23 protein-coding genes are annotated in these 25,007 nt (G+C 68.9%); 10 read left to right on the top strand and 13 right to left on the bottom strand.

The window, feature by feature from the left end; all coding sequences use genetic code 11:
* Positions 1 to 95 precede the first annotated feature (95 nt).
* From infC to VD972_RS32015, 5 genes are all read left to right on the top strand, one after another.
* The gene (gene infC, locus VD972_RS32035) at positions 96 to 806 is read left to right on the top strand and encodes a translation initiation factor IF-3 (protein WP_324992595.1); all 711 of its coding nucleotides are present in this window, start codon (positions 96 to 98) and stop codon (positions 804 to 806) included.
* Positions 807 to 866: 60 nt separating this feature from the next.
* Positions 867 to 1,532, top strand: coding sequence for a hypothetical protein (locus VD972_RS32030; RefSeq protein ID WP_324992588.1), 666 nt, complete (start codon positions 867 to 869; stop codon positions 1,530 to 1,532).
* A gap of 145 nt (positions 1,533 to 1,677) precedes the next feature.
* Entirely contained in the window at positions 1,678 to 2,469 is a 792-nt protein-coding gene (locus tag VD972_RS32025; protein WP_324992587.1) for a hypothetical protein, read from the top strand.
* Between the two features lie 214 nt (positions 2,470 to 2,683).
* Positions 2,684 to 3,868: a protein kinase domain-containing protein gene (locus VD972_RS32020; RefSeq protein WP_324992586.1), complete on the top strand. Its 1,185-nt coding sequence runs from the start codon at positions 2,684 to 2,686 to the stop codon at positions 3,866 to 3,868.
* Between the two features lie 25 nt (positions 3,869 to 3,893).
* Positions 3,894 to 4,715 carry an alpha/beta fold hydrolase gene (locus VD972_RS32015; RefSeq protein WP_324992585.1) on the top strand — a complete coding sequence of 274 codons (822 nt, stop codon included), beginning with the start codon at positions 3,894 to 3,896 and terminating at the stop codon, positions 4,713 to 4,715.
* Position 4,716: 1 nt separating this feature from the next.
* Here the strand turns inward: VD972_RS32015 and VD972_RS32010 are convergent, their stop codons facing one another.
* The 6 genes from VD972_RS32010 to VD972_RS31985 form a co-directional block, all read right to left on the bottom strand.
* Complete coding sequence (locus VD972_RS32010; RefSeq protein ID WP_324992584.1) at positions 4,717 to 6,984, bottom strand: caspase family protein; 2,268 nt, start codon at positions 6,982 to 6,984, stop codon at positions 4,717 to 4,719.
* Complete coding sequence (locus tag VD972_RS32005; protein ID WP_324992583.1) at positions 6,981 to 7,793, bottom strand: ActD-like protein; 813 nt, start codon at positions 7,791 to 7,793, stop codon at positions 6,981 to 6,983. Before VD972_RS32005 ends, VD972_RS32010 begins: the two co-directional genes overlap by 4 nt.
* Positions 7,790 to 8,269: a sigma-70 family RNA polymerase sigma factor gene (locus VD972_RS32000; protein WP_324992582.1), complete on the bottom strand. Its 480-nt coding sequence runs from the start codon at positions 8,267 to 8,269 to the stop codon at positions 7,790 to 7,792. Before VD972_RS32000 ends, VD972_RS32005 begins: the two co-directional genes overlap by 4 nt.
* A gap of 300 nt (positions 8,270 to 8,569) precedes the next feature.
* On the bottom strand, positions 8,570 to 9,133 hold the full coding sequence (locus VD972_RS31995) for a DUF6484 domain-containing protein (protein WP_324992581.1): 564 nt from the start codon (positions 9,131 to 9,133) through the stop codon (positions 8,570 to 8,572).
* A gap of 120 nt (positions 9,134 to 9,253) precedes the next feature.
* Positions 9,254 to 10,549, bottom strand: coding sequence for a universal stress protein (locus VD972_RS31990; RefSeq protein ID WP_324992580.1), 1,296 nt, complete (start codon positions 10,547 to 10,549; stop codon positions 9,254 to 9,256).
* 108 nt (positions 10,550 to 10,657) lie between these two features.
* Positions 10,658 to 11,680, bottom strand: coding sequence for a 2-hydroxyacid dehydrogenase (locus VD972_RS31985; protein WP_324992579.1), 1,023 nt, complete (start codon positions 11,678 to 11,680; stop codon positions 10,658 to 10,660).
* A 257-nt stretch (positions 11,681 to 11,937) separates the two neighbouring features.
* Between VD972_RS31985 and VD972_RS31980 the strand changes: the two genes are divergently transcribed.
* From VD972_RS31980 to VD972_RS31970, 3 genes are all read left to right on the top strand, one after another.
* Positions 11,938 to 12,384: a thioredoxin family protein gene (locus VD972_RS31980; protein ID WP_324992578.1), complete on the top strand. Its 447-nt coding sequence runs from the start codon at positions 11,938 to 11,940 to the stop codon at positions 12,382 to 12,384.
* Positions 12,385 to 12,469: 85 nt separating this feature from the next.
* Positions 12,470 to 13,810, top strand: a complete 1,341-nt coding sequence (locus VD972_RS31975; RefSeq protein WP_324992577.1) for a nicotinate phosphoribosyltransferase — start codon at positions 12,470 to 12,472, stop codon at positions 13,808 to 13,810.
* Positions 13,811 to 13,833: 23 nt separating this feature from the next.
* Positions 13,834 to 14,496 (top strand): phosphoribosyltransferase, encoded by a 663-nt coding sequence (locus tag VD972_RS31970; RefSeq protein WP_324992576.1) that lies wholly within the window; start codon positions 13,834 to 13,836, stop codon positions 14,494 to 14,496.
* 38 nt (positions 14,497 to 14,534) lie between these two features.
* On the opposite strand, the gene VD972_RS31965 is transcribed toward VD972_RS31970, so the two are convergent.
* From VD972_RS31965 to VD972_RS31955, 3 genes are all read right to left on the bottom strand, one after another.
* Complete coding sequence (locus tag VD972_RS31965) at positions 14,535 to 16,016, bottom strand: HAMP domain-containing sensor histidine kinase (RefSeq protein ID WP_324992575.1); 1,482 nt, start codon at positions 16,014 to 16,016, stop codon at positions 14,535 to 14,537.
* Positions 16,017 to 16,101: 85 nt separating this feature from the next.
* Positions 16,102 to 16,896, bottom strand: a complete 795-nt coding sequence (locus VD972_RS31960; protein ID WP_324992574.1) for a hypothetical protein — start codon at positions 16,894 to 16,896, stop codon at positions 16,102 to 16,104.
* A gap of 36 nt (positions 16,897 to 16,932) precedes the next feature.
* A complete protein-coding gene (locus tag VD972_RS31955; RefSeq protein ID WP_324992573.1) occupies positions 16,933 to 17,997 on the bottom strand; it encodes a nicotinamidase in 1,065 nt (354 codons plus the stop codon).
* 220 nt (positions 17,998 to 18,217) lie between these two features.
* On the opposite strand from VD972_RS31955, the gene VD972_RS31950 reads away from it, so the two are divergent.
* Entirely contained in the window at positions 18,218 to 18,763 is a 546-nt protein-coding gene (locus tag VD972_RS31950) for a hypothetical protein (RefSeq protein WP_324992572.1), read from the top strand.
* Here VD972_RS31950 and VD972_RS31945 read toward each other — a convergent pair whose 3' ends face one another.
* Both VD972_RS31945 and VD972_RS31940 read right to left on the bottom strand, forming a co-directional pair.
* A complete protein-coding gene (locus tag VD972_RS31945; protein ID WP_324992571.1) occupies positions 18,764 to 19,426 on the bottom strand; it encodes a hypothetical protein in 663 nt (220 codons plus the stop codon).
* 30 nt (positions 19,427 to 19,456) lie between these two features.
* A complete protein-coding gene (locus VD972_RS31940) occupies positions 19,457 to 20,959 on the bottom strand; it encodes a hypothetical protein (RefSeq protein WP_324992570.1) in 1,503 nt (500 codons plus the stop codon).
* A gap of 464 nt (positions 20,960 to 21,423) precedes the next feature.
* Here VD972_RS31940 and VD972_RS31935 point away from each other — a divergent pair, with 464 nt between their 5' ends.
* The gene (locus VD972_RS31935) at positions 21,424 to 22,209 is read left to right on the top strand and encodes a phospholipase D family protein (protein WP_324992569.1); all 786 of its coding nucleotides are present in this window, start codon (positions 21,424 to 21,426) and stop codon (positions 22,207 to 22,209) included.
* 112 nt (positions 22,210 to 22,321) lie between these two features.
* On the opposite strand, the gene VD972_RS31930 is transcribed toward VD972_RS31935, so the two are convergent.
* Entirely contained in the window at positions 22,322 to 24,193 is a 1,872-nt protein-coding gene (locus tag VD972_RS31930) for a hypothetical protein (protein WP_324992568.1), read from the bottom strand.
* Between the two features lie 4 nt (positions 24,194 to 24,197).
* Complete coding sequence (locus tag VD972_RS31925) at positions 24,198 to 25,007, bottom strand: protein phosphatase 2C domain-containing protein (RefSeq protein WP_414654167.1); 810 nt, start codon at positions 25,005 to 25,007, stop codon at positions 24,198 to 24,200.

Here is a 25,007-nt window from a genome sequence, read left to right as displayed (position 1 = left end):
TCTACACCCACATCCGTTTTCCACCCCCTGTTGTACCGGCGGGGCCTGACCCATCTTTAGAGGGGTAGGCTCAAACCCAATCGGAGGAGAGTCCCATCATTCGCGAACAGAGAAGCAGCCGCGGCGGGAGCCGCGACCAGAGAACCAACCGCCGTATCCGCGCTCGCGAGGTCCGCGTCGTAGGGCCGGATGGCGCGCAGCTCGGAGTCATGCCGATCGAGGCCGCCCTGGAGCGGGCTCGAACCGAGGGACTGGATCTCGTCGAGATCAGCCCCATGGCCGCGCCGCCAGTCTGCAAGATCATGGACTACGGCAAGTTCAAGTACGAGGAGAAGAAGAAGGCCTCGGAATCGCGGCGCGCGCAGCTCACGGTCCACCTCAAGGAAGTGAAGCTCCGTCCGAAGACGGAGGAGCACGACTACGAGTTCAAGGTCCGCAACATGCGCCGGTTCATCGAAGAGGGGAACAAGGCGAAGGTCGTCATCCAGTTCCGAGGGCGAGAGATCACCTACCGGAACCAGGGCACCGCCATCCTCGATGACGTGGCGAAGGACCTGAAGGATGTGGCGGTGGTGGAGCAGCAGCCGCGCATGGAAGGGCGCCTGATGTTCATGATCCTCGCGCCCACGCCGAAGGTCGCCCAGAAGGCCCGCGAGCAGGCGAAGCAGGCCGCGGCAGGCGCCAAGCGGACCGCGAGCGCCGACAAGCCAGCGCCCGCCGCCGGTGAGACCGAGGAGGCCGCGCCGCAGCAGGAAGAAGCAAGCCCGGCTCCGGCTCCAGCTCCGGCTCAGACTCCGACGCCTTGAGCGGAGACACGCACGCGGTGGATGCCCTCCACTGCGTGTGGCGAGCTTGAGAGAAGGCCCATGAAGCCCTGGGAAGTCCTCGCGCGAGCGCCTGCCCCGGACGGAGGCGAGTTCGTGCTGCACCACCGTGATGGCGAGTTCGTCATCCGCGTGCGCGGCCAGGAGCTCATGTCCTCGCGTGCCCATGGCTCGGAGGAGGCGATGGCGCGGCTGGCCTCCGCGGCCCTGGGTGCCGTCCCACTCCCGCGGGTGCTCATCGGCGGACTGGGGCTGGGCTACACCCTGCGGGCCATGCTGGAAGGTCTGGGCGCGGACGCCCAGGTCGTCGTCGCCGAGCTGGCCGAGGCCATCGTCTCGTGGAACCGGGAGCCGCTGGCACACCTTGCAGGCCGGCCCCTGGAGGATCCTCGCGTGCGCGTGGAGATCGCTGACGTCCGGCGCGTGATGCGCAGCGCCGCGCCCTGGCACGCCATCCTCCTCGATGTGGACAACGGGCCCGCGGCGCTCACGCGGGCCTCCAACGCCAGCCTCTATGACAGTCCGGGGCTCGCGGCGGCGCATGCGGCCCTGGCCCCCCAAGGGGTGCTGGTGGTGTGGAGCGCAGGCCCGGACGAGCGCTTCACCGCACGGCTCGTCCACGCAGGCTTCACCGTCGAGACGCACCCGGTGCGCGCTGGCAAGGGCCGAGGCACGCTCCACACGCTCTTCGTCGCGCGCCGCCGCTGACGCGGGCCCCTCGCTTCCCCCCGAGAAGCGGCTGCGTTCCTTGGCAATGTCATCGGCAACCGGCAGGCTTCGTCCCACGGCAGCTTCTTCGGCGTCCGGCCCACGGAATACGTTGGGTCCAGGCTCTGGTTCCTCGAGGTGATTCGTGAAGCGATGGAACGTCGTGGCGCGGGTGCTCGTGCTCCTGTTGGGACCTGTGGCGGTGGCTCAGACTCCGGAGACGGGGAGCGGGACTCCGGCACAGCCCGATATGTCCCAGGTGCACGGTCCTCATACCCTGGCACCTGTTCCACAGCACCGCATGGGCGTGCATGGGATGGTGCTCTTTGGCACGGGGAAGCGCCTGTACGCCTCCCACATCCCGATGTTCCACCGGCCTCATGATCGGCAGCTCGTGATCTCTGTCTCCCTGAGCCACCCCGAGCTGGCCGCAGGACGAGATTTCTCCGAGGCCACGTACACCCTCGAGCCGGAGCGCTTCGATCTCGACGCGCTGGCGGACGGACGGCTCAAGCACTTCAAGGCGACCCTCCACCAAGGCAACTTCGAGGGGGGTGGTACGGCCCTGCACCGGGAAGTGACAGTGCGTGTGGAGGCGGTGGAGCGGGTGCAGCCCCTGGCCAACACGGCGGCGGAGCTGACGGCGCTGAGCTACTGGCTCGTGGGTGAGGGCAAGGAGGTGTACCTCGTCCACGCCATCTCCCGTGCGCCTGATTTTGATCACGTGGTGAAGGTGCTTCTGGAGAAGCCTGCGACGCGCCGAGGCAAGGAGTTCGCCACGCTGCGCTTCGCCGGACGGAAGAACGCGACGGAGGGCAGACTCCGAGTGGGCGAGAAGCTCGCCGCCACCGGCGAGGACGGGAAGCTGGTGCGCCTCACCGTCCAGCGGGAGCTGTCCTTCCTCGTGGGCCCTGACTTCACACCCACCCAGCCCTGATTCGAGGGCACCCGGCCGGCGCCTTCTTGCCGAACCTGTCTGCTTGTCTGACAGGTTTGCAAGGCCTCCGGGGCAGGGGCGCCAGTACTCGTTCCCTGGGTCCGCAAGGTCGTCCCTCCTCCGCGCCGGGTGATGCGATGAAGGACATCCCGACCTTTGACTCACTCAGGCTTGTTGGTGGATCAGGGGGCCCGGGGCAGCACACCCCTATCTGGTGATGGAGTGGATCAACGGGCTGCCGCTGTACGAGTGGGCCCGGGAGCATCGGGCCACCGCCCGCCAGGGGTTGCAGGTGCTGACGCAGGTGGCGGGAGCCCTGGCGGTGCTGCATCAAGCCGATGCCCTGCACCGGGACGTTAAAGGCGATAACATCCTGGTGGATGCCCAAGGCCGGGCCGTGCTCATGGACTACGGCTCGAGCACCTGGGCCGGCGCCCCTCCCATCACCGAGAGCCTGATGCCCCCCAGCACGCGCGAGTACCGCAGCCCCGAGGCCCTGCGCTTCGAGTGGGAGAACGGGCTCAGGAAGGGGGCCCAATACCAGGCGCGCCCGGCCGATGACCTCTATGCGCTGGGCGTCAGCATGTATCGGCTCGTGACCGGAGTGTACCCACTGCCTGGGGCGGATCCGGCAGAGCTGAAGGCACGGCTCGAGGCTCCGCCTCCGCGGCGGTTGCCAGCCCAAGCGCTCAATGAGCGATTGAGGCCGGAGCTCTCAGCGCTCATCGGCCCGCTGCTGGCAGAGGACCCCGAGGCGCGAGGACTGGCACGCGAGGTGGAGGAGGCCGCGGAAGCGGCAACAGCGTCCGTGGGGCCCGAGGCGAACGTTCCTCCCTTCGGGTCGGATCAGTCGAAGGTGCAGGCCACAAGGGTGCCGGTCAGCGGACTTCCACGGTCTGGACTGGAGCAGCCCGCCCTCCATGCCAGCGTGGCTGTCCCTGTCCGTGTACGCGCTCAGCACCGGGCAGGGTCCTCGGCGTTACGGCCTGGGCTCGCTGCCGCCAGCCTGGTGCTGATGGCCTTGGGACTCTGGTGGGTGGGCCTCGAGATGAGCCAGGAAGCATCCGAGGTGGCGCGGGCTGAAGCACTGGGTGCAACGATGGCTCCGGACGCTGGCACGCAAGGGCTCGGAGACAGCGCGTTGACCGAGCGGGGAGCGGTCCAGGGTGCACCCATCTCGTCGAAGGTGATCTCCTTGGACATGCCCAAGCAACCACTTCCGGGTCAGCGGCGTCCTCCTTGCCGGAGTAGTTGGGAGGAGGCCATCCAGGGCGCATGCTGGAGGCCCCTTGCCAAAATCGAGCCTCCTTGTGGCGACGACGCGTACGAGTGGCAGGGCGCGTGCTACGACCCTTCTCTCGATCGGACGCGCCCGCCCACCTCTCAGAATCCACAATAGGGCGCCTCGTCGCACGATGACCTCAATGAACTCCACCTCATCCATCGTTTCGGGCCTTGCGCACCTGCGCGTCAGCGACGTGGGACGCGGCGAGCCTGTGGTCTGCCTGCACGCTGGTGTCGCGGACCGCCGCATGTGGGCCCCTCAGCAGCACGCCTTGCAGCACCGGTACCGGTTGATCGCCTACGACCGGCGCGGCTTCGGCGAGACACGGTATGAGCCCGAGCGTTTCTCCCATGTCGCTGACCTGATGGCCGTGCTCGATGGCTTGCGGCTCGACTCCGCAGTGCTGATGGGCTGCTCGATGGGTGGCGGGCTCGCCATCGATGCCGCGCTTGCGCATCCGAAGCGCGTCCGCGCGCTCGTGCTCGTGGCCTCAGCCGTGAGCGGTGCGCCAAAGGCCAGCGACTATCCGCCCGCCGTGCAGGCCAAGCTTGCCGAGCTCGAAGCCGCCGAGCAGCGGGGCGATGTCGCGGCGGTCAACGAGCTCGAGGCACAGTGCTGGCTCGATGGCCCGATGCAGCCCCCCGGCCGGGTGGGTGGCGCGACCCGGGAGCTGTTTCTTTCGATGAACGGCATCTCGCTGCAGGCGGCCCCTGCGGGCGACGCAATCGAACCGCCCCCCGCGTTCGACCGGCTGCATGAGCTCACAGTGCCAACGCTCGCGATCTGGGGGCCGCACGACTTCCCCCACGTGCAGGCGCGGATGAAGCATGTTGTCGCTCAGGTGCGCGGCGCGCGTCATCGCATCATCGAGGACACCGCGCATCTGCCAGGTCTCGAGCGCCCCGAGGAGTTCAACCCGGTGCTGGTCGAGTTCCTCGACGGGCTGAAACCCAGCGCGTGACTCAGATCCGCAGGCCGAGCTGCACCCCGGGCCAGTACTGCACCGTGTTGTCCGTGCCGAAGCTGTGCATGCGCACCGGCAGCGTCGTGATCTTGCGCGCATCCTCCGGGGTGAAGGCGAAGTAGGCGTTGTACGTGGGCCCGGCGAACACCGCGAAGCGCTCCGCCACCTGGAAGCCGAACATCGCCCGCGTCTGCGCCAGCAGGTTCTGCCCTCGGAACGGCTGCTTCACCGAGTGCACCGTGCTCCCCGCCGCGTCCAGGTCCAGCCAGAGGCGAGGCCCCAGCGGAAGGTGGACGCCGAACCCCAGCCCCAGGCTGTACCGGTCCAGCCGGTCATCCGGGCCGATGCCCGCCAGCAGCGCCGTGTACACATACCGGCCGCCGAACTTCACCGCCGCGTTGGTGAGCTGGATGTCGCTCGAGTAGAGCTCCAGGTGCCGCTGCCCCTTCTCCTCGAAGGTCAGCAGCCCCAGCGGCACGCCGCGCACCTCCTCGGCCACGTTGATCACCCCCACCTGCGCCCCCGTCACCACCTTGCCGATGTTGATCACCCCCACCTGCGCCCCCGTCACATCCCCGCTCACGTTCAGCAATGCCACCTGCAGGCCCGTCACGCTCTCCGCGCGGTTGAAGCCCGCCGTCGCCTGCACGCCCGACATCGCGCCCCCCACCCAGTTCAAGCCCGCCGAGCCTTGGAAGCCCCGGAAGCCGGCGCCCGCCACGTTCACCCCTACCGTCGCCTGCAAGCCCCGCACCTCTCCGCCCGCCACGTTCAGCCCCGCGGACATCTGCGCCCCAGAGACCGCTCCGCCCGCCACGTTCACCCCCGCCGCGAACTGCCCCACCCGCACGCTCCCACCCGCCACGTTCACGCCGGCCGTCGCCTGCAGGCCATTCAGGTCCTCGGCCGCCACGTTGAGGGCCGTGGCCAGCTGCGCTCCACGCACGGGGCCTCCCGCGGTGTTGACCGCCCCGGCCGCCGAGACACCGCGCACGTCCTCCTCATACATGTTGGACACCAGCGCCAGCGCCAGTCCCCCCGCGAGCGCCGTGCCATCATTCATCACCCCCACCGCCGCCCGGTTCTCCACCGGCCCACCCCCGGCCGTCACCGAGTTCACGCTCACCCCCGGCACCAGGCCGAAGTTGAACGGCACGAGCTTGCGAGGAGCCCCGCTTGCCTTCACCTCCGCCACTCCCACCGCCTCCGCGCCTCCGCGAGACACCGTCGCCTCGCGCAGCACCGAGCTGAAGTCCCCCGGCGCCAGTGGCGTGCGCCTGCCCTCGGCGAGCGCGAACGTCGCCTCGGACACGCCGCCGTTCAGCTCGCGCCGCACCTTGTAGCTGCCCGGCGCCAGCCCCAGCTCCGTGGACCGCCCCGGCAGCTTCATCAACTCCACCACCAGCACGCCCGCCTCGTCCCGGACGAAGAAGCGGCCCTCCAGCCCCTCCGTCAGCACCAGCCCCGCGGACGTGGCGCGCAGGTCCGTCATCACCAGGTCCCCCGTGCCCGCCAGCTCGATGTCATAGGCAGGGTGCTGGGCGCCGCCCTGCGTGCGCTCGGTGCGCGCCAGCGTCTCGTGGAAGGCGAACTGGTAGGCCTCGTTGAGCGTCACCCGCCCATCCCGCGTCACATCCGCCGCCCCACGCAGGCCCGACACCAGGTGGTGCGTGAAGAAGGAGCCGCCCAGCCGATCCGACTCCTGGGACGCCTCATCCTCGCTCGAGGAGGTGAGGATGGCCTGCCCCTTCACCTGGCTGCCCGCGTCCACGAGGAACGCGGGGCGCGCGGTGCCTCCCTTGCGCCGCGCGAACGCTCCCGAGGCGCACGAGTCCAGCACGGCAATGCGCACGTCCGCCGGCAGCCCCGCCAGCGCGCGGCGCAGCTCGCCGTAGTCCAGGCGCTCGCCCTGGAGCAGCAGGCCCTCGTCGTCCGAGTGACCCGAGTAATAGAGGAGCACCTCCACCCGGTGCGCCCCCGAGCTCCGCGCGGACTCGGTCAGCGCCTTCATCTTCGCGAAGCCCTCCATCAACCCCGAGCGCCCCGTGTCCAGCAGCAGCACCCGATCCACCGGGGCCACGCCGCCCAGCTCGCTCAGCACCTTGGCGAAGGCCTGCGCATCCGTGGTGGCAAAGCGCAGGCGGTCTCGCCCGGGGCCCCCATCATTGACCCCCACCAGCAGCGCCAGGCGACGCACCGCGATGGGCGTCTCCGCGGCGGACACTCCCGCCACCAACAACGTGAGCAGCACGATGACTCGAGTCATGGCGAGACCTTCTCCAGCGTGAAGGACACCTGCGTGAAGCCCTCAGGGAGCGCGAGCGGCGCGGTGCTCGCATCCGGCGAGGCCACCGCCGCTCGGGCCGCGGCGAGCACCGCGTCGAGGGCAAAGGGTGTGTCCGAGGTGATGAAGATGAAGCGCTCGAAGGCGGGGGCGTCGTCCAGCTCGTAGGCCCGGGGCAGCGCATGGGTGCCCGAGGCCGCGAGCGGAACAGACTGCGCGGAGGACTCGGGCACGTGCAGCGTCACGGCGCCACGCCCGTCCACGGAGAGGATGGCCCCGTAGGGATGGCCCGCGGCGACATAGGAGATCTGCACCACGTCACCGGCGGCGGCGGCGGCTCCATCGGAGAGGCACTCCGGCTCGGTGGCGCCCTGGCGGTGGACGACGAGCTGAGGCAGCAGTCCCTTGGTGCGAGTCACATCGGTCCCGGGCGTGTCCAGCCCGGCCCCCGAGGACGAGCTCCCGGGACGAACCACCACGAAGAGCGCCGCCGCGGCGAGCACTGGCACCAGCGCCAGGCCGGGAGCGAACCGGCGCAAAGGGCGCGTCTCTCCGCGAGCTGCCTCCATGCGGCGGGCCGCGGTGGAGCGGACCTCTACCTCACGGGCCACGGTGGCGGGCGGCAGCTTCTCCAGGATGGCGCGGTTCTCGGCCTCGAGCGCGGACAGGCGGGCCTCTCCATCGGGCTCCCGAGCCAGCTGGGCGCGGGCGGCGGCCAGCTCCTCCGGAGGCAGCTCGCCCACGGCGATGCGCTCCAGCAACCAGTCAGGGGTACGGCGTGGCGAAGTCATGCGGCCTCCAGCTCTTGCAGGACGGAAGACAGGGCTCGGAGGCGCTTGCGCACCCCCGAGACAGAGAGGCCCACCTCGCGCGCCGTCTCCTCCAGCGTCATCCCATCCACCAGGTGGAGGATGGCGATGTCCCGGCTGGAGGCGGGCACGCGGCCGAAGAGCCGATCCAGCAGCCCCCGCGCCGCGGTGCGCGCCTCGGTGTCCTCCATGGAGGCGATGCGCAGCACCAGCTCGTCCTCCGGATCCTCGGGCCGGCGGCGGGCGCCGCGCAGCCGGTTGAGACACACCCTCGTTGCGATCTGGTGCAGCAGGCTGGAGGGCGCTGAGTTCTTCAAGCCCCCCTGGTAGCGCAGCAGCTGCACGAAGACGTCGTGCATGGCATCCACGGCTTTCCCCTCTTCTCTCAGGAGGAAGCGACAGCGCCGGAGCACCTGAGGCCCGTAACGTCGGTAGTAGGCCTCCACATCGATCGCCACCGGACTCGCTCCTCCCTCGTTCAGCAGCCTGGAACACCGGCACCGGGATGAACTGTCACCGGGCGCTCCGCTTTTTTCGCGAGCGCTCCTATCAACTTCCAGCCAGCGGTTCCCGGCCCCCTGAAAGCCCGTCTTTTCGCGGGCTTGGGTGACGCTCCGGCCCATGGCGGCAACCGGTGGCAGAGGCCACACGGCCCGCGATGGCAAGGGGGCTTACCTGACCATGCTCGACCCAAAGCAGACCGAAGCGCTCAGGGCTCTCCGCAAGGAGCCCTCGTGCTGAACGACGGGGTCCCTGGCTCAGTTGACCTGGACGCTGCCGCCCTTGATGCGGTTGACGCCGGTGGAGTGGGTCTCGACGTAGGTGCCCTTGATGATGAGCTTGCCGTTGCGGCGCAGGGTGATGCTTGCCTCGCCGCACTTCAGGACCACCTCGTCCGCGCCTTCGATGGTGACGCGCTTGCCGTCCACGTGGGCCTCCACGGGCGGTGCCTCGGCCTGCTCGGCCTCGCTCGCAGCCTCGCCAGCGGCGGGCTCGGTGCCAGGCTCCGAGAGCAACGCATCCAGCATCGGCGTGGCGCTGCTCGCCTGCTCGAGCCCGACGATCAGCGGCAGGCGCGGATCTCCATTCTCGAACATCAACACCACGCGCGGGTGGCTGGCGGCCGCCTCCTGGAGGAGCTCGGGCTGCAGCGGCACAGTCCTCCGGGCGGCCAGCGGCCCGGCTCGGTTCCCCTCGAAGTCGACCAGCGGGAGCCCCGCGCCATCGGCTCCCACGAGCCAGCCCATCCGGGCGCCCCAGATGGGCTCAGCGACCTCGGTGCTCGGGGCACCGGCCTTGGGTGAGCGTGCAGGAGACGTCATGTCCGGACTCCAGCGTGCCTGCGGCGGTTCGCCGCGCGGTGCTCCCAGCGTAGCCGAAGCCATGGCCCAGCGGGACATCCCTCCGCCTGGGCCAAGCCTGGCGGAGAACAGGAGCCTGGCTCAGGTCGCGGGGTTGCGCACCATCACCACGGGCCGATCGCAGCGCGCCATCACGGCCTGCGCCACCGAGCCCATCACCGCCCGCATCATGCCCGTGCGCCCATGGGTGCCCATGCAGATGAGGTCCACGGAGTGTCGCTCCGCGGCCTGGGCGATGACGCCCGCCACGTCGTTCCCGGTCGCCACCTCCAGCTCCACCTTGCGCCCGCCCTGGACCGCCGCGCGAGGCACCCGCTCCTCGAGCTGCTTTCTCAGCGCGCTCAGCTGCTCCGGCGTCTGCTGCGTCGAGGTGACGTGCAGCAGGTGCACCGTGCCGCCTTGAGGCGTGAGCGAGCACGCGTAGGCGATGGCCCGGTCTCCCAGCTCGGAGAAGTCCGTCGTCACCAGCACTGTGCGCATCTGCGGCAGCTCCACATCCGCCCCATGCACCGCCGCGCGCGAGGGCACGCACACCACCGACATCTTCGCCAGCCGCAGTGCGTGCTGCGACACGCTCCAGAGCTTGCCCAGCGCCCGGCGGTGGTGCGAGCCCACCACCAGCAGGTCCACCTGCTCCTCCGCCGCCAGTGCGACCAGATGGTCGGCGATGCGGCCCATGCCAACTTCCAGACGCACGCGCACCGGCTTTCCGCCTTCCGCCAGCGGCTCCACCAGCACCGCCGCCTCTTTCTCCAGGGCCTGACGCAGCTCCGGCGTCACGTCCGCGAAGCCCAGCGGGTGCTCCACGCCCAGCCGCACCGCCTCCTCCTGCGCCCAGAACACGCGGCCTCCGACGATCTCCACCTGCCCCAGCTTGCGCAGCCCCTTCACCCAGTCCCGCGCCGCCGCGAAAGGCAGCGAGCGGTCCACTCCCACCATGACCTTGAGAGGCCGCTCCCCGCGCCCCCACGCCTCCAGCGCATCGACATTCCGAGCGACCAGCAGCGGCACCTCCAACGCCTGCGCCAGCCGATCCACCGTGCCCCCAAGGCCCAGGAAGGGCGTGTCCTGGCTCGGCGCGGCCGTCACCACCAGCGTGGCCCCTTGCTTCTTGGCGAAGTCCTGCAGCGCCGTGGCCGGCTCCCCCGTCAGCAGCATCTTCTGGACGCTGGCGCCAAGCTTCTCCAACCGCTTCGCCTCGTCGGCCAGCGCCGCCTCGGCCGCCTCCAGCAACGACTTGCCAAAGGCCTTCACGGAGTCCGTGAGCAGGACATGGACGAGCCACAGGGGCTCGCCCGCCTTCCGGGAGAGCCAAGCCGCGGCGTCACAGGCCCGGTGAGCGGCGTCGGAGAAGTTGGTGGCGCAGACGATGGGCATGGTGCCTCCGCGAAGACGAGGCCTCTTGGGCCGGATGGGACTGGTGCGACGCCCCCTTCTAGAGGACGCCCACGCGTAGTTCTACCCTGTTTATGCCCCGCCAGAGCACTATCGCGCAGGCGGGCGCAGGACCTGTTCAGCCTTCACCTCATGGAGGAGCGGCTCACCGCGCTCGAAGGCCTGAGCGCTCGCCAGTGTGGTGTCCGCGATGTTGCCCAGCGCCTCGCGCGTGAGGAAGGCCTGGTGCGAGGTGACGAGCACGTTGGGGAAGGTGAGCAGCCGTGCCAGCACGTCATCCTGCAGCACCTTCCCGCTCAGATCCTGGAAGAAGATGCCCTCCTCCTCCTCATAGACGTCCAGCCCCGCCGCGCCGATGTGGCTTCGCTTGAGAGCCTCGATGAGCGCCCGGCTGTCGATGAGCGCGCCGCGGCCGGTGTTGATGAGCACCACCCCGCGCTTCATCTTCTCCAGCGCTCCGGCGTCCACCAGGTGGTAGGTGCCCGGCGTGAGCGGCACGTGCAGGGTGATGATGTCCGCCTCGCGGTACAGGGTATCCAGCGGCACGTAGCGTGCTCCCAGCTCGCGCTCCAGCGCCGCGTCGGGCGCCGCGTCGACGCAGAGCAGCCGGCACCCGAAGCCGTGGAAGATGCGCGCCGCCGCCCGGCCGATGCGCCCCGTGCCCACCACGCCCACGGTCTTCCCGTGCAGATCGAAGCCCACCAGCCCATCCAGGGAGAAGTTCCAGTCGCGCACGCGGGCGTAGGCCTGGTGGATGCGGCGGTTGAGCGCCAGCACCAGCGCCACCGCATGCTCGGCCACCGCGTAGGGCGAGTACTCGGGGACGCGCACCACCTGGATCCCCAGCCGCCCCGCGGCCACGAGATCCACGTGGTTGTACCCGGCCGAGCGCAGCGCCACCAGCCGCGTGCCTCCGGCGGACAGCGCCTCCAGCGTGGCCGCGTCCACCTTGTCGTTGACGAACGAGCACACCCCCAGGAAGCCCTGGGCGAGCTGGGCCGTCTGCGCCGTGAGCCGAGGCTCGAAGAAGACGAGCGAATGGCCGAAGCGGGTGTTGGCCGCCTCCAGGGCCTCTCGGTCGAATCGGTGGGTGTCGAAGACAGCCAGCTGCATCTGTGCTCCCGCTCCCTGTTCCAAAGTGGTGCCCGGACCCCAGTCCCGCCATCGGTGGATGCAAGGCTCGCTCCAGCCCTCGGAGGGCATCCGGGCACGCAAGAGCTGCGCGGGTCACGTGCTCCCTGCTGATTCTGCGCGGGCATGTACAGAATTCGAGGGGTTGGCTCGGGCAACCCCCGGGCCCCTCGATGGGGCAGACGGGCGTCTTCCGATGGCCGCTTTATCTTCTTCAGAAGAGGCCTGGAGGTCACACCATGTACCGCTGCCCATCTTGTGGTGCCTTCAACCGTGTCCCCCACCCACTCCCCGCGGGCACACCCTCGTGTGGCCGCTGTCGTCGAGCGCTCGAGGTGTCGGGCAAGCCGCAGGAGGTGGACGGAGAGGCGTTGGCACGGGCTGTCGCTTCAGCTCCGGTGCCCGTGCTGCTGGACCTCTGGGCGCCCTGGTGTAGCCCCTGCCGAGCTGCCACGCCTGTGCTGGAGGCGGTGGGGCAAGCCCAGGCGGGCCGGCTCGTCATCCTCAAGCTGAACACGGAGGCGCACCCCCAGACGGCCGCGGCGCTGAAGGTGAGGGGCATCCCCACCTTCGTCGTCTACGCCCAGGGCCGCGAGGTGGCGCGCCGCAGCGGGCTCATGCCGCGGGCAGAGCTGGAGCGCTGGGTGCAGGAGGCACAAGGAGGCTCGGCGGGCATGCAGCTGTGACAGGAGAGGTGGAGGCCCAGGAGAGGTGGAGGCCCAGGAGGTGCCTCGGCCCAGGTGAAGGCTCCAGTCGGGAAGGAGGCGTGTGATGGAGGACAGCGTCGCGCTGCTCACGGACTTGTACGAGTTCACGATGGTGGACGCCTACCTCGACGAGGACCTGCACGACGAGGCAGTGTTCAGCCTCTTCGTGCGCCGTCTCCCGTCGCGCCGCAACTTCCTGCTCGCCTGCGGTCTGGAGGACGCGCTCCTCTATCTGGAGAAGCTGCGCTTCACTCCAGAGCAGCTCGACTACCTCTCCTCGCTCCACCTCTTCTCGGATCGGCTGTTGCGCTACCTCGAGCGCTTCCGCTTCTCCGGCGAGGTGTGCGCCGTGCCCGAGGGCACCCCTGTCTTCGGCGAGGAGCCGATCCTGGAGGTGGTGGCTCCACTGCCCGAGGCGCAGCTGGTCGAGACATACCTCCTCAACCAGATCCACCTGCAGACGATGGCGGCCTCCAAGGCGGTGCGCATCGTGGCGGCAGCAGCGGGGCGCTCGGTGACGGAGTTCGGCCTGCGGCGCACCCACGGCATCGACGCCGGCCTGAAGGTGGCGCGCGCGGCCTATATCGCCGGAGTGGAGGCCACCTCCAACATGCTGGCCGGACAGCGCTACCGCATGCCGGTGGCAGGCACCATGGCGCACAGCTTCGTGCAGGCGCATGACGACGAGCTGGAGGCCTTCCGCACCTTCGCGCGCTGCTTCCCGGACACCACGCTGCTGGTGGACACCTACGACACGCTGCGCGGCGTCCAGCACGTCATCCGCCTGGCGCGCGAGCTGGGAGAGGGCTTCCACGTGCGCGCGGTGAGGCTGGACTCGGGGGATCTGCTGGCGCTGTCGCGCGCGGCCCGGCAGATGCTGGACGATGCGGGGCTGCAGCGCGTGAAGATCATCGCCAGCGGCAACCTGGAGGAGGAAGCCATGGCGCGGCTGCTCTCCCAGAAGGCTCCCATCGACGGCTTCGGCGTGGGGACCGCGCTGGGGGTCTCCTCGGATGCGCCGTGCCTGGACATCGTCTACAAGCTGGTGGCGTACGCGGGCAAGGACCGCATCAAGCTGTCCACCTCCAAGGTCCTCTATCCCGGGCGCAAGCAGGTGTTCCGGGAGGAGGAGGAGGGGGTAGCGCGCAGGGATGTGCTCGCCCGACATGGCGAGCAGCTGAAGGGCCGCCCGCTGCTGCGCCCGGTGATGCGGGATGGGAAGCGGGTGGAGGGGACGTCGCCCTCGCTCTCGGAGATCCGCGAGTACACGCGACACCAGCTGGAGCGGCTGCCTCCCGAGCTGCGGCGACTGGAGCCAGTCTCCCCTCCTTACCGGGTGGAGGCGAGCCCGGTGCTGGCCTGGACGCGGGAGCAGCTGACGGAGGCGTGGGAGGCGAGCCCATGAGCTCGAGGCAAGGAGGCACGGAGATGCGGTTCCGAGATCGTGAAGAAGCAGGGCGCCTGTTGGCGGAGCGGCTGCGAGAGTATGCGGGGGAAGCGCCCGTGGTGCTCGCGCTGCCTCGTGGCGGCGTGTCCGTGGGATACGAGGTTGCCCGGGCGCTGGATGCGCCACTGGACGTGATGATGGTGCGCAAGCTGGGCGTGCCGTGGCACCCGGAGCTGGGCATGGGCGCGCTCGCCGAGGGGGGCGCCGTGTACCTCAACCGGGAGGTGCTGACGGCGGCGGACCTCGGTGACGAGGAGCTGCAGAAGGTGATCGCCGAGGAGACCCGGGAGCTCGAGCGGCGCGTGCGGCGCTACCGGGGAGGCCAGCCGCTCCCGGACGTGAAGGTGCGCACCGTCATCCTCGTGGACGACGGGCTGGCCACGGGCGGCACGGCCCGCGCGGCGGTGCGGGCGCTGCGAGGCTTTGGGGCGCGGCGCATCATCCTCGCGGTGCCGGTGGCGGCGGCCCAGACGGCGGAGCAGCTCCGCGACGAGGTGGATGTGCTCGTCAGCGTCCAGGAACCAGACAACCTCTGGGCCATCGGCACCTGGTACGACGACTTCCATCAGATGAGCGACGAAGAGGTGCTCATCCTGCTGGATCAGGCGCGCCGTAACGCGGGCGCGAGCCTCCCGAGCCCCTGAGGGACGGACCTCCGCTCGGCTCCGCCAGGCGCGGAGCCTCAATGCATGGCGTCTCCGGGCGTCCACGCGGGCGAAGACTTCGGGACGGGTGCCATGGGATGCGCGGCGGGCACGAGCGGCAACCTCACCCGGAACACGGAGCCCTGGCCCGGTTGGCTGTCCACCTCGATGCGGCCCCCATGGGCCTCGACGATGCGCCGCGCCACGGAGAGCCCCAGGCCCGCGCCCTGGGCGCGCTCACGGGCACCATGGGTGCGGTTGAAGGGCGTGAAGAGGTGGCGCCGCTCCTCGGTGGAGATGCCGATACCCTGGTCCGAGACGGAGAAGAAGGCCTCGTCGCCTTCACGGAGCACGGTCACCTCCACGCGCGTGCCTGTCGGCGAGTACTTCAGGGCATTGCTCACCAGGTTGTTGAGCACCTGCTCGATGCGGATGCCATCGCAGCGCAGGCGCACGGATGTCTCGGGGAGGCAGAGGCTCAGCTCGTGGCTCGACCCGGTGGCCTGGTACAGCTCCACCACGGCGCGCGCGAGCTCCCCTGCATCTCGATCCTCGAACTGGAGCTCCAGCTTGCCCGCCTCGATGCGGGTGGCATCGAGCAGGTCCCCCACCATCCGGTCCAGCCGGGCCACCTGCCGGCGCACGAGCGCGAGCATCTTCTGGATGCGCTCGGGCGACGCATCGCCGCGGCCGGGATCGGCCAGCGCGGTGGACATCTTCAGCGCGGAGAGGGGGTTGCGCAGGTCGTGGGCCACACCTGCCAGGAAGGTGAGCTGATCCTCCTGCTGCCGGGCGAGCGAGGCCGCCATCTCATTGAAGGTGCGGGCCATGTCGTGCAGCTCGGCGGGTCCCGTCTCGGGGGCGCGAGTGCGCTTGTGCCCGGAGCCGAAGCGGCGCATGGCCTGGCTGACCTGCATCACCGGCAGGAGCACCGCGCGCCGCACCCAGAAGAGGAGGAGCGCCAGCGCCACGAGCAGCAGCCCCGCCAGCGACATGCCACCCAGGCTGGCCAGCCGGTCCCAGCGGTTGGCCTGGGTCTGAGCCTCGCGCGCCTCTTGAACGTTGACCTCGACCAGGTGCTCCAGGGCAGCCAGGGCCTCATCCAGCAGCGGCCCCACGAGCGGGGCCACCCGGGCTGGAGGACCTTCCGTGACACTCCGGTGCGCGACGAGGTAGGCGTCCACCTTCCCGCGGATGTCCTGGATGAGCGCCCGCCCTGCGGGTGTGCCTGCCAGAGGCTGCTCCAGCTCATCGATCAGGGCATACAGCCGGGCCTCGATGATGGTGAGCGGAACGAGCTGGGAGTCGGGGAGCAGCTGAAGCTGTGCGTCTGCCTGGCGATAGTGCGTGAGCAGCTCCACCTCCAGCTCTTCGGCGAGGCGAACCTCATCGATGGAGGTACCGAGGTGGGACGTCACCCGATGCAGGTAGCTCGTGAGCAACACGAGCGAGCCGACGGCCGCCAGCACGAGCACTCCCAGGACTGCAAGGATGGCTGTCAGGACGGCCTTGAGGCGCATGGGGCGGTCGATCCCCTCCTGAAGACGGAACAGGCGCGCGCCAGGAGATCCTTTCACGCGCCTGTCTGGAGACGGAGCGAGGGGCTCAGCGCCCGAAGCCCCCCAGGGCGGTGCGGCTGAAGCTGGCCGCGCCCTGACTGACGCGGACGGCGGACTGGCTGAACACCTGGAACGCCTGGCGGATCTCCTGGGCGCTCTGGCCGGGCGTGAGGATCCACTTGTCCTCGACACCCATCTCCCGGAAGACCTTGCGGAAGTCCGTGCTGCCATCGCTGATGCCCATGGCCGCGACGATGTGGTTCTCCGCCCGCTGCAGATCCTTCACCAGCGCCGCCACCTCCTTGGCCCGGGCGTTCTGCGAGTGGCAGTCCCCGCCGTCGGTGATGATCAGGGTGACGGTGCGGGCGGACACGCCGTTGCGGGTGAACTCCTGGGACTTGGCCAGCACGGTGCCGAGCAGCACCACGGCTTGGTCGTACAGCGGCGTTCCGAGGTTGGGGTTGTAGTTCTTGTCGTGCATCCGCACCACGTCCTCGATGGGCCGGTACGGGTTGAGGACGAAGCCGTTGAGGTAGCGCGTGTGGAAGAGCACGGTGTCGCGCTGCTTGCTGGCCAGGAGCGCGTCGAGGACCTGGTTGTGCCCGTCGCACACGAGCCGGGCGTTGTTGGCGTGCTGGATGCTGCCGGAGTCATCCGGCATGACGGTGACGAGGACGACCTCGCTGGCCTGGACGTCATCCACGCTGACGCCGAGGCCCGCCTGGATCTGCGCGCCGAGGTCCACGACGGTGAGGGCCTGGAGGCCGGCGGGACTGAGGACGCCCTCTGCGTGGGCGGTCTGGAAGAGCTGCGAGACCTGGGTGCCGTTGCTGGTGCTCATGGAAGTTCTCCTTGGGTTCGTTGCAGTGCTTGTCCATCACCCGATGCGCAGGTCCGGCCAGCTCACGAGCGGGTCGGTGGACTTCACCAGGTGCATGCCCGCGTCCGCGAAGCGCTTGAGCGCGGCCTCGGCCTGCGGGGTGAAGTCGGCGGCGAAGCCTCCCTTGCCATCGGGCACGGTGACGGCCGACATGCAGTCGGTGAGCAGGTAGACCTTCCGGGCGAGCGCGGCGTCCTGGGCGACGATCTCGCTCAGCAGGTCGTCGATGGAGCTCTTCACGCAGTGGCTGGCGGCCTGGCCGGCGATGACCACGGCGTCGGCGGTGAGCAACGTCTTGAGGAACTGGGTGTTGCGCTGGGCCAGGGGCTGGCCGTCGTGGCGGCTGAGCACCTCGGGGCGCAGCACCGAGTAGTTCTCCGTGAGCGGGTTGCCACCCTTCACCTCGCACCACGACTGGGCGCCGCGGGCGAACGAGTGGAAGAGGCGGGCCTCCTGCACCACACCGGCCAGCGCGTGCCCGTCGCCGCCGAGCAGGCAGTGGGGCGGCCACAGGTAGAGGGTGTACTTGCCGGCTCGCTCCAGTTCCTCGCAGTAGTACTTCACCTGCTTGAGGAGCCACGGGTAGTTGCCGCCGCACAGCCACTTCGCCACCGCGGGGTTCGGGCGCACCTGCCCGCGCTCGATCTGCTCGCGCGTCACCTCGCGGTACGGGGTGAGCTGCTGGTCGTTCTGGTCCACCCAGAAGGACGGGAAGAAGATCTGGTAGGCGAAGTGCGTGTCGAGCGTCGTGGTGACGTTCGTGAGGGCGCCGAGGTTCTTGTAGAGGAACTCGGCGATGCGGCGGCTGTCGTCGATGGCGCCCTTGCCGCTGCGGCCCGCCACGTAGAGCGAGCCCTCGGGGAAGCAGAAGTCTTTCTGCACGTCGATGAGCAGCAGGTGCAGGTTGAACTTGTCCGTGGCGGAGGGAGTCAGGTCATGCGCCGCGCGCCACGTGGCCGCCTCCGTCTGGAGCTTCCCCGCGTTCGGGCCGTAGCCGTAGGAGCTCGCGTTGACCGGCCGGTAGAACGACGGAAGCGGAAGCTCCTTCACCTGGGTCTTCATGGCCTTCTCCTCTCGGGGCCGCCCCTTGGCGACCCTCTTAGTGTATCTTCGACACCAACATAGTGTCTTAAGTACACCATGTCAAGACGATCGGCTCGTTCCGGGGTGTGTTCGGGGTAAGCCCTCGTTTTTCCTGGGAGGGGCGTAGACTGGCGCCATGAGGGACAAGCAGAAGAAATCCGCTAAGAAATCCTTCCGTGTGCCTCCATGGGTATGGGTCTTGGGGGCCCTCGCAGTGATGGGGGTGGTGCCCTGGCTGCTGCTGGCGCCGGAGGGCGGCCAGTCCTCCGCTCCGGGAGGGATCAAGCTGGGTTCCGTGCAGTGGACCCCGTTGGTCTCACAGCAGCATGGCTTCCGCGTCTCGCTGCCGGCTCCGGCGCAGAACCTGACGCCCCCGGTGGATCTCGCCCGGGAGATCGACTCCACATGGGTGGCGGCGTTTCAGGGCGGCACGGTCGTGCTGAAAGTGGCGCGCTGCCCGGAGAAGCTGTGCACCCAGGTGCCGGACACGATCCTCGAGTCGGCGAGCAAGAGCGCCCGGGAGGAGATGGGCGGCACGCTGTTGAGCGAGAAGCGCTTGGAGGTCCCCTGCCCCCATGGCACTTGCCCCGGGCTGGAGTTCGAGGCGACGTCGGCTCAGGGCTGGCGCGTCTCGGGGTGGCTCCTCGCGACCCACGACAGGGTGTTCCAGCTGCTCAGCACCCAGCAGTTGGGCTCGGACGAGAACTTCCGGAGGGTGGTGGAGTCCTTCACCTTCCTCCAATGATTACCCGCCAGCCGCGATGTCCAGGATGCGCTCCACCCACCGCTGGGTGCTGTCATCCTGAGGGAGAACAGAAGCGAAGCGGCCCTCGCGCAGCAGTTCGACCAGCGGCAGATCCCGCGCCAGGAGGTGAGGAACATCCCAAGGGAAGGTGAGGACTGCCTCTTTTTCCTTCTTGAACTCGGGCGTCACCGCCACCTCCTCCAGAAAATGCGAGTAGGTGTCGAAGAATCGGTCCACATTCGAGGCCACGGGGTGGATGAGAGGACCCTCGAATTCATAGGTGTCCACGTGCACGACAGGCTGACGGCCCTGCACGTCTGCCAGGTCGGGGACCGTGGCGTAGGAGTAGGCCAGGAGCGGTTCCCCTCCGAAGATGAAGAGCGGCAGCGGTACGCGAGCTTGGTGGAATTCGCGCCACCAGGTGCTCTGGCTCTTCAAGCTGAACTCGCTGTCATCGTTGCCAGCCAGGACGACTCCAGCGATGTCCGTGGCAAAGGAGGCCTTGCTCCATCGGGAGTAGACGGCGGCGAGCACAGGATCGAAAGGAAGATGACCCACCAGTTCAGCGGTGGTCGGCACCGCGTGTACGGGCGGCTGCGTCCAGAGAGCGAACCCCAGGTGCCGACATACGTCCATCAACCGCTCCAAGCCGGGTAGAGTCATGACTCTTGATCACCTCACTCAAGCGCTCCGTTAGTTGGGGAACAGCCGCTCCAGTGTTTGCAGTGCAGCCCTCTCAGCATCACCCAGGGACAATGCCGCGCCCCGTGGATCGCCAGCTTGGTGGTACCAGATATGGAACCGTGCATCGATAGCCTTTGCGGCCTCCGAGACCTCTGTCGCCGTTGGGTCAGGCCGCAGTTGCTTGAACCGCGCCCAGGCGCGGTTGACGTGGCCGTGCACGGCCTGCTTCACCATAACGAGGTTGTCAGCAGCATTGATGTCTTCTGCAGGGAAGAGCTGTGCGTAGTCCAGGGGCCTCCGATGATGAATCGGAAAGGCCGCTCCTTGCTCCTCCAAGAGTTGCCTGAGTTCGGGGTGCAGCGTCTTGTAGTACTCTCGTGCCGAGTCGCGGAGTCGTTTCTTGGCCTGGATGTCGAGGCGCGTGTGGACGAGCTGCTCGACGCGCTCCATGAGCCCGCGCAGGGAAGCTTTCTCCCCGGCGGTGAGGGCACGCTCGCCCTCCAACTGCACCTTTGCCCACAGCCACTCGAATTCCCTCTTCTTGTCACCGGGCAACCGCGACAACGTGGTGCGAAGCCAACCAGTGGCCGCCTCACCACCTCGTGCCAGCGCTCGGCGCGTGGCGGAGCCGGCCCAGCGTGCCAGGTAGCCACCTCCCCGGAGGAGCACCCCACCGGCGTACCAGGTAGCCATCTCTTCGGCTCCCCGCCGGGCTATCCACTCAGCCCCCTCTCTGACCTCGTAACGCCACTTCCAGAGGAGATACTCGTGCATCGCTCGGTACTCGGCGACGAAGGCCGCGTTGGTTTCGGGCGATGACTGAGGACGCTCTATCTGGGCGAATTCCACCCAGCCGAGTGCCTCGGTGTCTTGCGCGCGGTGGGCCAATCTCAGGCGCACAAGCACGGTACGAGGGCCAACTCCCAGAGTAAATGGGAGGAGCACCTGCACAGCATAGGAAGCGAGGAGGGGAGAAACGGGCCGTGGCCGTCCTCCCCTACGAGCAAGTTGAAAGAGGCGCGGGCGCCAACCTTCGATGCGGCCATCTTCAAGTTGCACCTCGACGTCGAGCCAGATCTCACCCTCCGTGGGTACCTCCACGGCCTCGAGCATCTTGCCCAGTCTCTTGGTGCTGTCACGCACCACCTCTGCCGGAAACGCCTTCATGGGCACCGGTAGTAGGCGAGCCTCTGGTGGACGCGGCGCAGCGGAGACGTTGTAGTCCATCGCCCACTTCGCCTGTTCCCGTTGGAGCGTAAGGATGGCTTGTCCAGTATGGCGCTGGGGGTACTCGGCAAGCACGGTGGCCAGAGTGTCGTGTGTCTCGTCATCATCCAGCGCAGCGGCGGCAGGGCCGCTCACCCCTCGCGCCGAGAAGCTTATGAGCGTGAGGGCACCGCGCTCGTTCCAGAAAGTGAAGGAAAGGCGAGCACCTTGGGCATGGGTCGCGTTGGCCACGGCCATCACCTGAGTTACGAGCAGAGCGGCTTCCGCCTCGGTGGCTTCCTCCACTTCATCCACTCGCAGGCCCGGTGGGAGCCCGGTGCTGGCCGTTCCGCTGCCACCCATCTCCCCCTGTGTCGTCGCGCATCCCATGGCTCCCAAGACGAGCCATCCAGACAGCACACCCAGGGCACATCGCCACAAAAGTCCCCTCACGCTCACCACCACTCGGCACCTCCTCGAAGTCATGCCTGGAACGCGACGACGCGCGGAAACCACTACCATCCGTCAGGCGTCGTCTTCCATGCTCCCAACCGCTTGCGCTACCATCGCGCCCTATGGCACGACTTGTCTTCGGGAAGGCATTGTGGACAGAACTCCGTCATGCGGCCCGCAAGAGTCGGAGTATCGCCGCCGCTGTCGCTTTTGTCGGAAAGAACCCCGAGAAGGTTCTGAAATGGCCGAAGGGATCTCGGCTCGTGACGGCGATGACTGAGGAGCGAGTTCGGAGTGGGGCGACCTCGGCCAAAGGCGTGAAGAAGCTCGTCAACCTCGACGTTCGCGTGCGCTCGAACGCCGACCTCCATGCGAAGGTGTACGTGTTTGACCGCGTAGCCTTCGTGGGCTCGGCCAATGCCTCCGAGAGTTCAAGCCGGCTCGAAGAGGCGGCAGTCATTCTCTCGAAGCCAGCGGAGGTCGCCTCAGCCCGAGCATTCGTCAACGCCCTGTGGCACGGGGGGTCACCAACAGACCTCCGAATCCTGACCCATCTCGCGAGGCTCGAACCGAAGAGGGCGTCAGTTCCGCGCCAGCCAGTCTCACATCCGCTTTGGATCAGCGGTGTATGCCCCGGGAAGACCTCTGCACTCGTGGATAAGTTGCAGGAAGATGCCACGCGCCAATTCGTCGCGGACGAGGAAGTGCCGTCCGAGTCTGTGGTCGAGTGGACAACGCTGTCTCGTAGGAACTACCGCGTGATCCCCGAGCAGGACTGGATCTACGTCTGGTGGGCGCCTTCTCCCGGGTCACCGCGCGGACGGCTGGCGGGGCCGCTCCGTTGTCTGGGGGGTATTGACCTCGGTAAGCGCGCCGGTGACGAGCGCTACTCCCGCGCCGAGCACGCCGTCGGTTCGAAGTCCTTCGCGCTTGATGCGGCAGGGCTGAAGCTCCTTGCTCGGCTCACGCCACGCGTTCGGAAGGCCGACGGTTCATTGGCCTTTGCTCAACACCTGCACGAGCGTCTAGCCAGGGAGGACATCCGGCTAACCGACCCAGAAGATCTTCGCGCTTTCGCGCGGATGGTCGAGCGTCTGACATAGCGAACCAACGTCGTCCGCAATTGGCTCATCCCTGACGGGTGATTTTCGGCACGCCAACCCTTCATGATCTTCCCTCCTCTATTCGCAGGCATGGCACCGGCAGCCTCATGCCTCACGCCATGCGCAGGCCGGAGATGTCCTGGCGGCGCACGACGGTGAGGCCGTTGCGGGTCATGAAGAGGCGACAGTCGGCATCGACGAAGGGCTCGGCATCGGGGAACTCGCGCACGGCCTCGAGCCGCCCCTGTCGCAGCTCCACGCGGGTGAGTCCTGTCTCTGTGGCGGCGAAGAGCGCATCCCCCGCCGCACACTTGCCGCGCAGGGAGCCGAGCCACGAGCCATCCCCGGCCTCCGCATGCGCGCTGGCGCGCACAGCCCCGTCCGAGCCCACCACGACGCAGTGGTGCACCGTACGCCCGTTGCTCTCCTCCGCGAGAAAGAGCCAGGCGTTCGGCCCATCGAAGAGGCAGTCCGCGTCCACGAGCTTCCCTGCGGGCCACGGCAGCGCCAGTCCATCCTTGAGGCCAGGCCGTGTGGCGTCGAACACGAAGGCCCCGCGGAGGTTGCCGGCGCGATGGAAGCCGAGCCCGAAGCGTGGCCCCACGAAGAGCCGCGTCTGCCCCTGCAGCACGTCGCCGATGCGCTCGGCCCCGTAGGCGCCATCCCGCCACAGCCCTCCCGCATGAGCCCAGTAGCGGTGGCGCGCGTTGGCAGCGAAGGCGGGGCGGCCCTCAGGGGCATCCACGCCCAGCCGCTCGGGAGGACGGCCCGCGGCCAGCACCACCAGCTCTCCGCCGCGGCCCACCAGCGTCACCTCTCCCTGGAGGGCCCAGTGCAGCGACGGATCCAGCGGGCCATGCAGCACGGGGCGCCCGTCCTCGCGCCGGTAGGCTCCGTCCTCGTGGTAGAGCCAGCGCAGCACTCCCTCCTCGGCGCAGGCGTGGATGAGCACGCCACGCGTGGAGAACAGCCGGGTGGCGGACACCTGCCCCCTGGCTGAAGTGACGGGAGTCGAGGCCGCCGCTGCGTGAGGGCTGCACGTTGGACACGCGAGGCGCGCGTGCTCCACCCCACACGTGGCGCACACGGTGAAGCGCAGGCCGTCGAGCAGCCGCGGCGGGAAGGGTCCGCGCACATCCTCCACGAAGATCCGGTGAAGCTGGTGCAGCACATCGTCCGGGAGCGTGGCCAGCGGCAGCGCGGGCTTCGGGTACTGCACGTCCGGGTGGAAGACGGTGAGGCGCTGGTGGACTCGCACGGCGGGCGTGGCGCGCGGCGTGGGCGGCTGGGGCCGATGGACCCCTCCATAGGGCCCCACGCACAGCAGGCTCTGCATCAGCGCCACGGCGAAGGCGTACCAGTCGCTGTCTGGAGAGGCTGAGCGGCCAGGGCTCAGCGCTGTCACCGCCGTGCCCGTGAGGCGCAGCGGGTCCAGGAACCGCTCGGTGAAGACGGCCGAGAGGAACGAGCCGAACTGGAAGCTGTCCGCGTCGATGAGGTACGCGTCCACGCCGGACACGAGGACATTGAGGTCATTGAAGTCCCCCACCACCACGCCACTGCCATGGACGGCCTCGAGCGTGCGGTGCAGGCCCCGCATCACCTCGGCGACGTGCGCGGAGGTGGCTCCAGCGCGGCGGAAGACCGGGTCGCTGAAGCGGCGCAGGGGCTCGGTGTTGTCCAGCTTGCGCATGGCGTAGCCCAGCACGGTGCTCCCGCGCCGATCCAGGGCCAGCGTCTGCGGCACCACCACTCGGGCGGGCAGCACCTTCGGGAAGGCGCGCAGCTTGCGCTGGTGCTCGTCCAGGCGAGCGCGCGCCGCCGTCTGCTCCTCGGGCAGCCCCTGGTAGTCCGGGTGCTCGGGAGGCTTGAAGACCTTGAGGGCGCGCCCATCGCCCAGGTCGAACACGTCCGCCTCGCCGCCCTTGCCGAGCGCGTGCGTCGGATCCAACCGCACCTTCTTCCCCTCGAGGTAGACGTCCACGGCGTCAGGCCCTCCCCATGCGGCGGCGCAGGACGATGAGCGTGGTGTCGTCCGCGAGCAGCGACGGCGTGCGCACCAGGCGGTGCGCGGTGAAGTCAGCGCGCACGGACTCGCGGCCCAGCAGCGTGAGCCGGCGCCGGAGCGCGTCTGGGTTCTGGAAGTAGCGCTCGTCCGTCCAGTACTGCGAGAGCGGGCCCACGGGCTCGTCCCGCTCGGGCACTCGGGCCTCGGTGAGCTTCGCGAGATCCGCCGCCCCATCCGTGCCGAGCATCAGCGCCATGACTTCATCCGTCGGCACGAGCGCCTGGCGCTCCAGGGGCACGGCGCCCGAGGAGAGCAGCCCATAGGCCAGGTACGGTGGAGCGTTGTTCGGGAAGGGCCCGAGCGGGTGCACCTCTCCATTGAGTGCCCAGAGCCCATCACCCGCGGAGAAGACGAGCGTCCGCGTCGGCGTGACGGCCGCCCCCACGACGGTGAAGAGCAGGTGCTCACCCACGAGCGAGCCGCCGAGCTGCTCGGTGAGGCTGCTCAGGAACTTCAGCACGCGGCTGCGCACGGCCTCGAGGAACTCGGGGGCCTCCACGGACAGGCCCTCACCCGCCACCGCGAGCACGGCCTGGGCCACGCACCGCGCGCCGAGCTGCGCCCCCACCTCGCTGTGAGCTCCGCTGCCGCACCCGTCCGCCACCACGGCGGCGAGCACCTCCCCTTGCGCGAGCAGGCTGAAGGCATCCTGGTTGTTGCGGCCAGCGCGGGCGTGCTCGCGGCCGATGACGGAGGCGGCGGCGATGTCGAACGAGGGAAGCATGGGCAC

The sequence above is a fragment of the Hyalangium sp. genome (assembly GCF_035629615.1).
GTDB lineage: Bacteria > Myxococcota > Myxococcia > Myxococcales > Myxococcaceae > Hyalangium.
The sequence above is the reverse complement of the archived record's forward strand: the minus strand, read 5'-3'. Positions and strand labels throughout refer to the sequence as shown.

What these genes read in the sequence shown, in the direction of transcription:
- VD972_RS32030 (WP_324992588.1), top strand. Translation starts at nt 867, where the DNA reads ATGAAGCCCTGGGAAGTCCTCGCGCGAGCGCCTGCCCCGGACGGAGGC.
- VD972_RS32015 (WP_324992585.1), top strand. Translation starts at nt 3,894, where the DNA reads ATGAACTCCACCTCATCCATCGTTTCGGGCCTTGCGCACCTGCGCGTC.
- VD972_RS32010 (WP_324992584.1), bottom strand. Translation starts at nt 6,984, where the DNA reads ATGACTCGAGTCATCGTGCTGCTCACGTTGTTGGTGGCGGGAGTGTCC.
- VD972_RS32005 (WP_324992583.1), bottom strand. Translation starts at nt 7,793, where the DNA reads ATGACTTCGCCACGCCGTACCCCTGACTGGTTGCTGGAGCGCATCGCC.
- VD972_RS31995 (WP_324992581.1), bottom strand. Translation starts at nt 9,133, where the DNA reads ATGACGTCTCCTGCACGCTCACCCAAGGCCGGTGCCCCGAGCACCGAG.
- VD972_RS31990 (WP_324992580.1), bottom strand. Translation starts at nt 10,549, where the DNA reads ATGCCCATCGTCTGCGCCACCAACTTCTCCGACGCCGCTCACCGGGCC.
- VD972_RS31985 (WP_324992579.1), bottom strand. Translation starts at nt 11,680, where the DNA reads ATGCAGCTGGCTGTCTTCGACACCCACCGATTCGACCGAGAGGCCCTG.
- VD972_RS31980 (WP_324992578.1), top strand. Translation starts at nt 11,938, where the DNA reads ATGTACCGCTGCCCATCTTGTGGTGCCTTCAACCGTGTCCCCCACCCA.
- VD972_RS31975 (WP_324992577.1), top strand. Translation starts at nt 12,470, where the DNA reads ATGGAGGACAGCGTCGCGCTGCTCACGGACTTGTACGAGTTCACGATG.
- VD972_RS31970 (WP_324992576.1), top strand. Translation starts at nt 13,834, where the DNA reads ATGCGGTTCCGAGATCGTGAAGAAGCAGGGCGCCTGTTGGCGGAGCGG.
- VD972_RS31965 (WP_324992575.1), bottom strand. Translation starts at nt 16,016, where the DNA reads ATGCGCCTCAAGGCCGTCCTGACAGCCATCCTTGCAGTCCTGGGAGTG.
- VD972_RS31960 (WP_324992574.1), bottom strand. Translation starts at nt 16,896, where the DNA reads ATGAGCACCAGCAACGGCACCCAGGTCTCGCAGCTCTTCCAGACCGCC.
- VD972_RS31955 (WP_324992573.1), bottom strand. Translation starts at nt 17,997, where the DNA reads ATGAAGACCCAGGTGAAGGAGCTTCCGCTTCCGTCGTTCTACCGGCCG.
- VD972_RS31945 (WP_324992571.1), bottom strand. Translation starts at nt 19,426, where the DNA reads ATGACTCTACCCGGCTTGGAGCGGTTGATGGACGTATGTCGGCACCTG.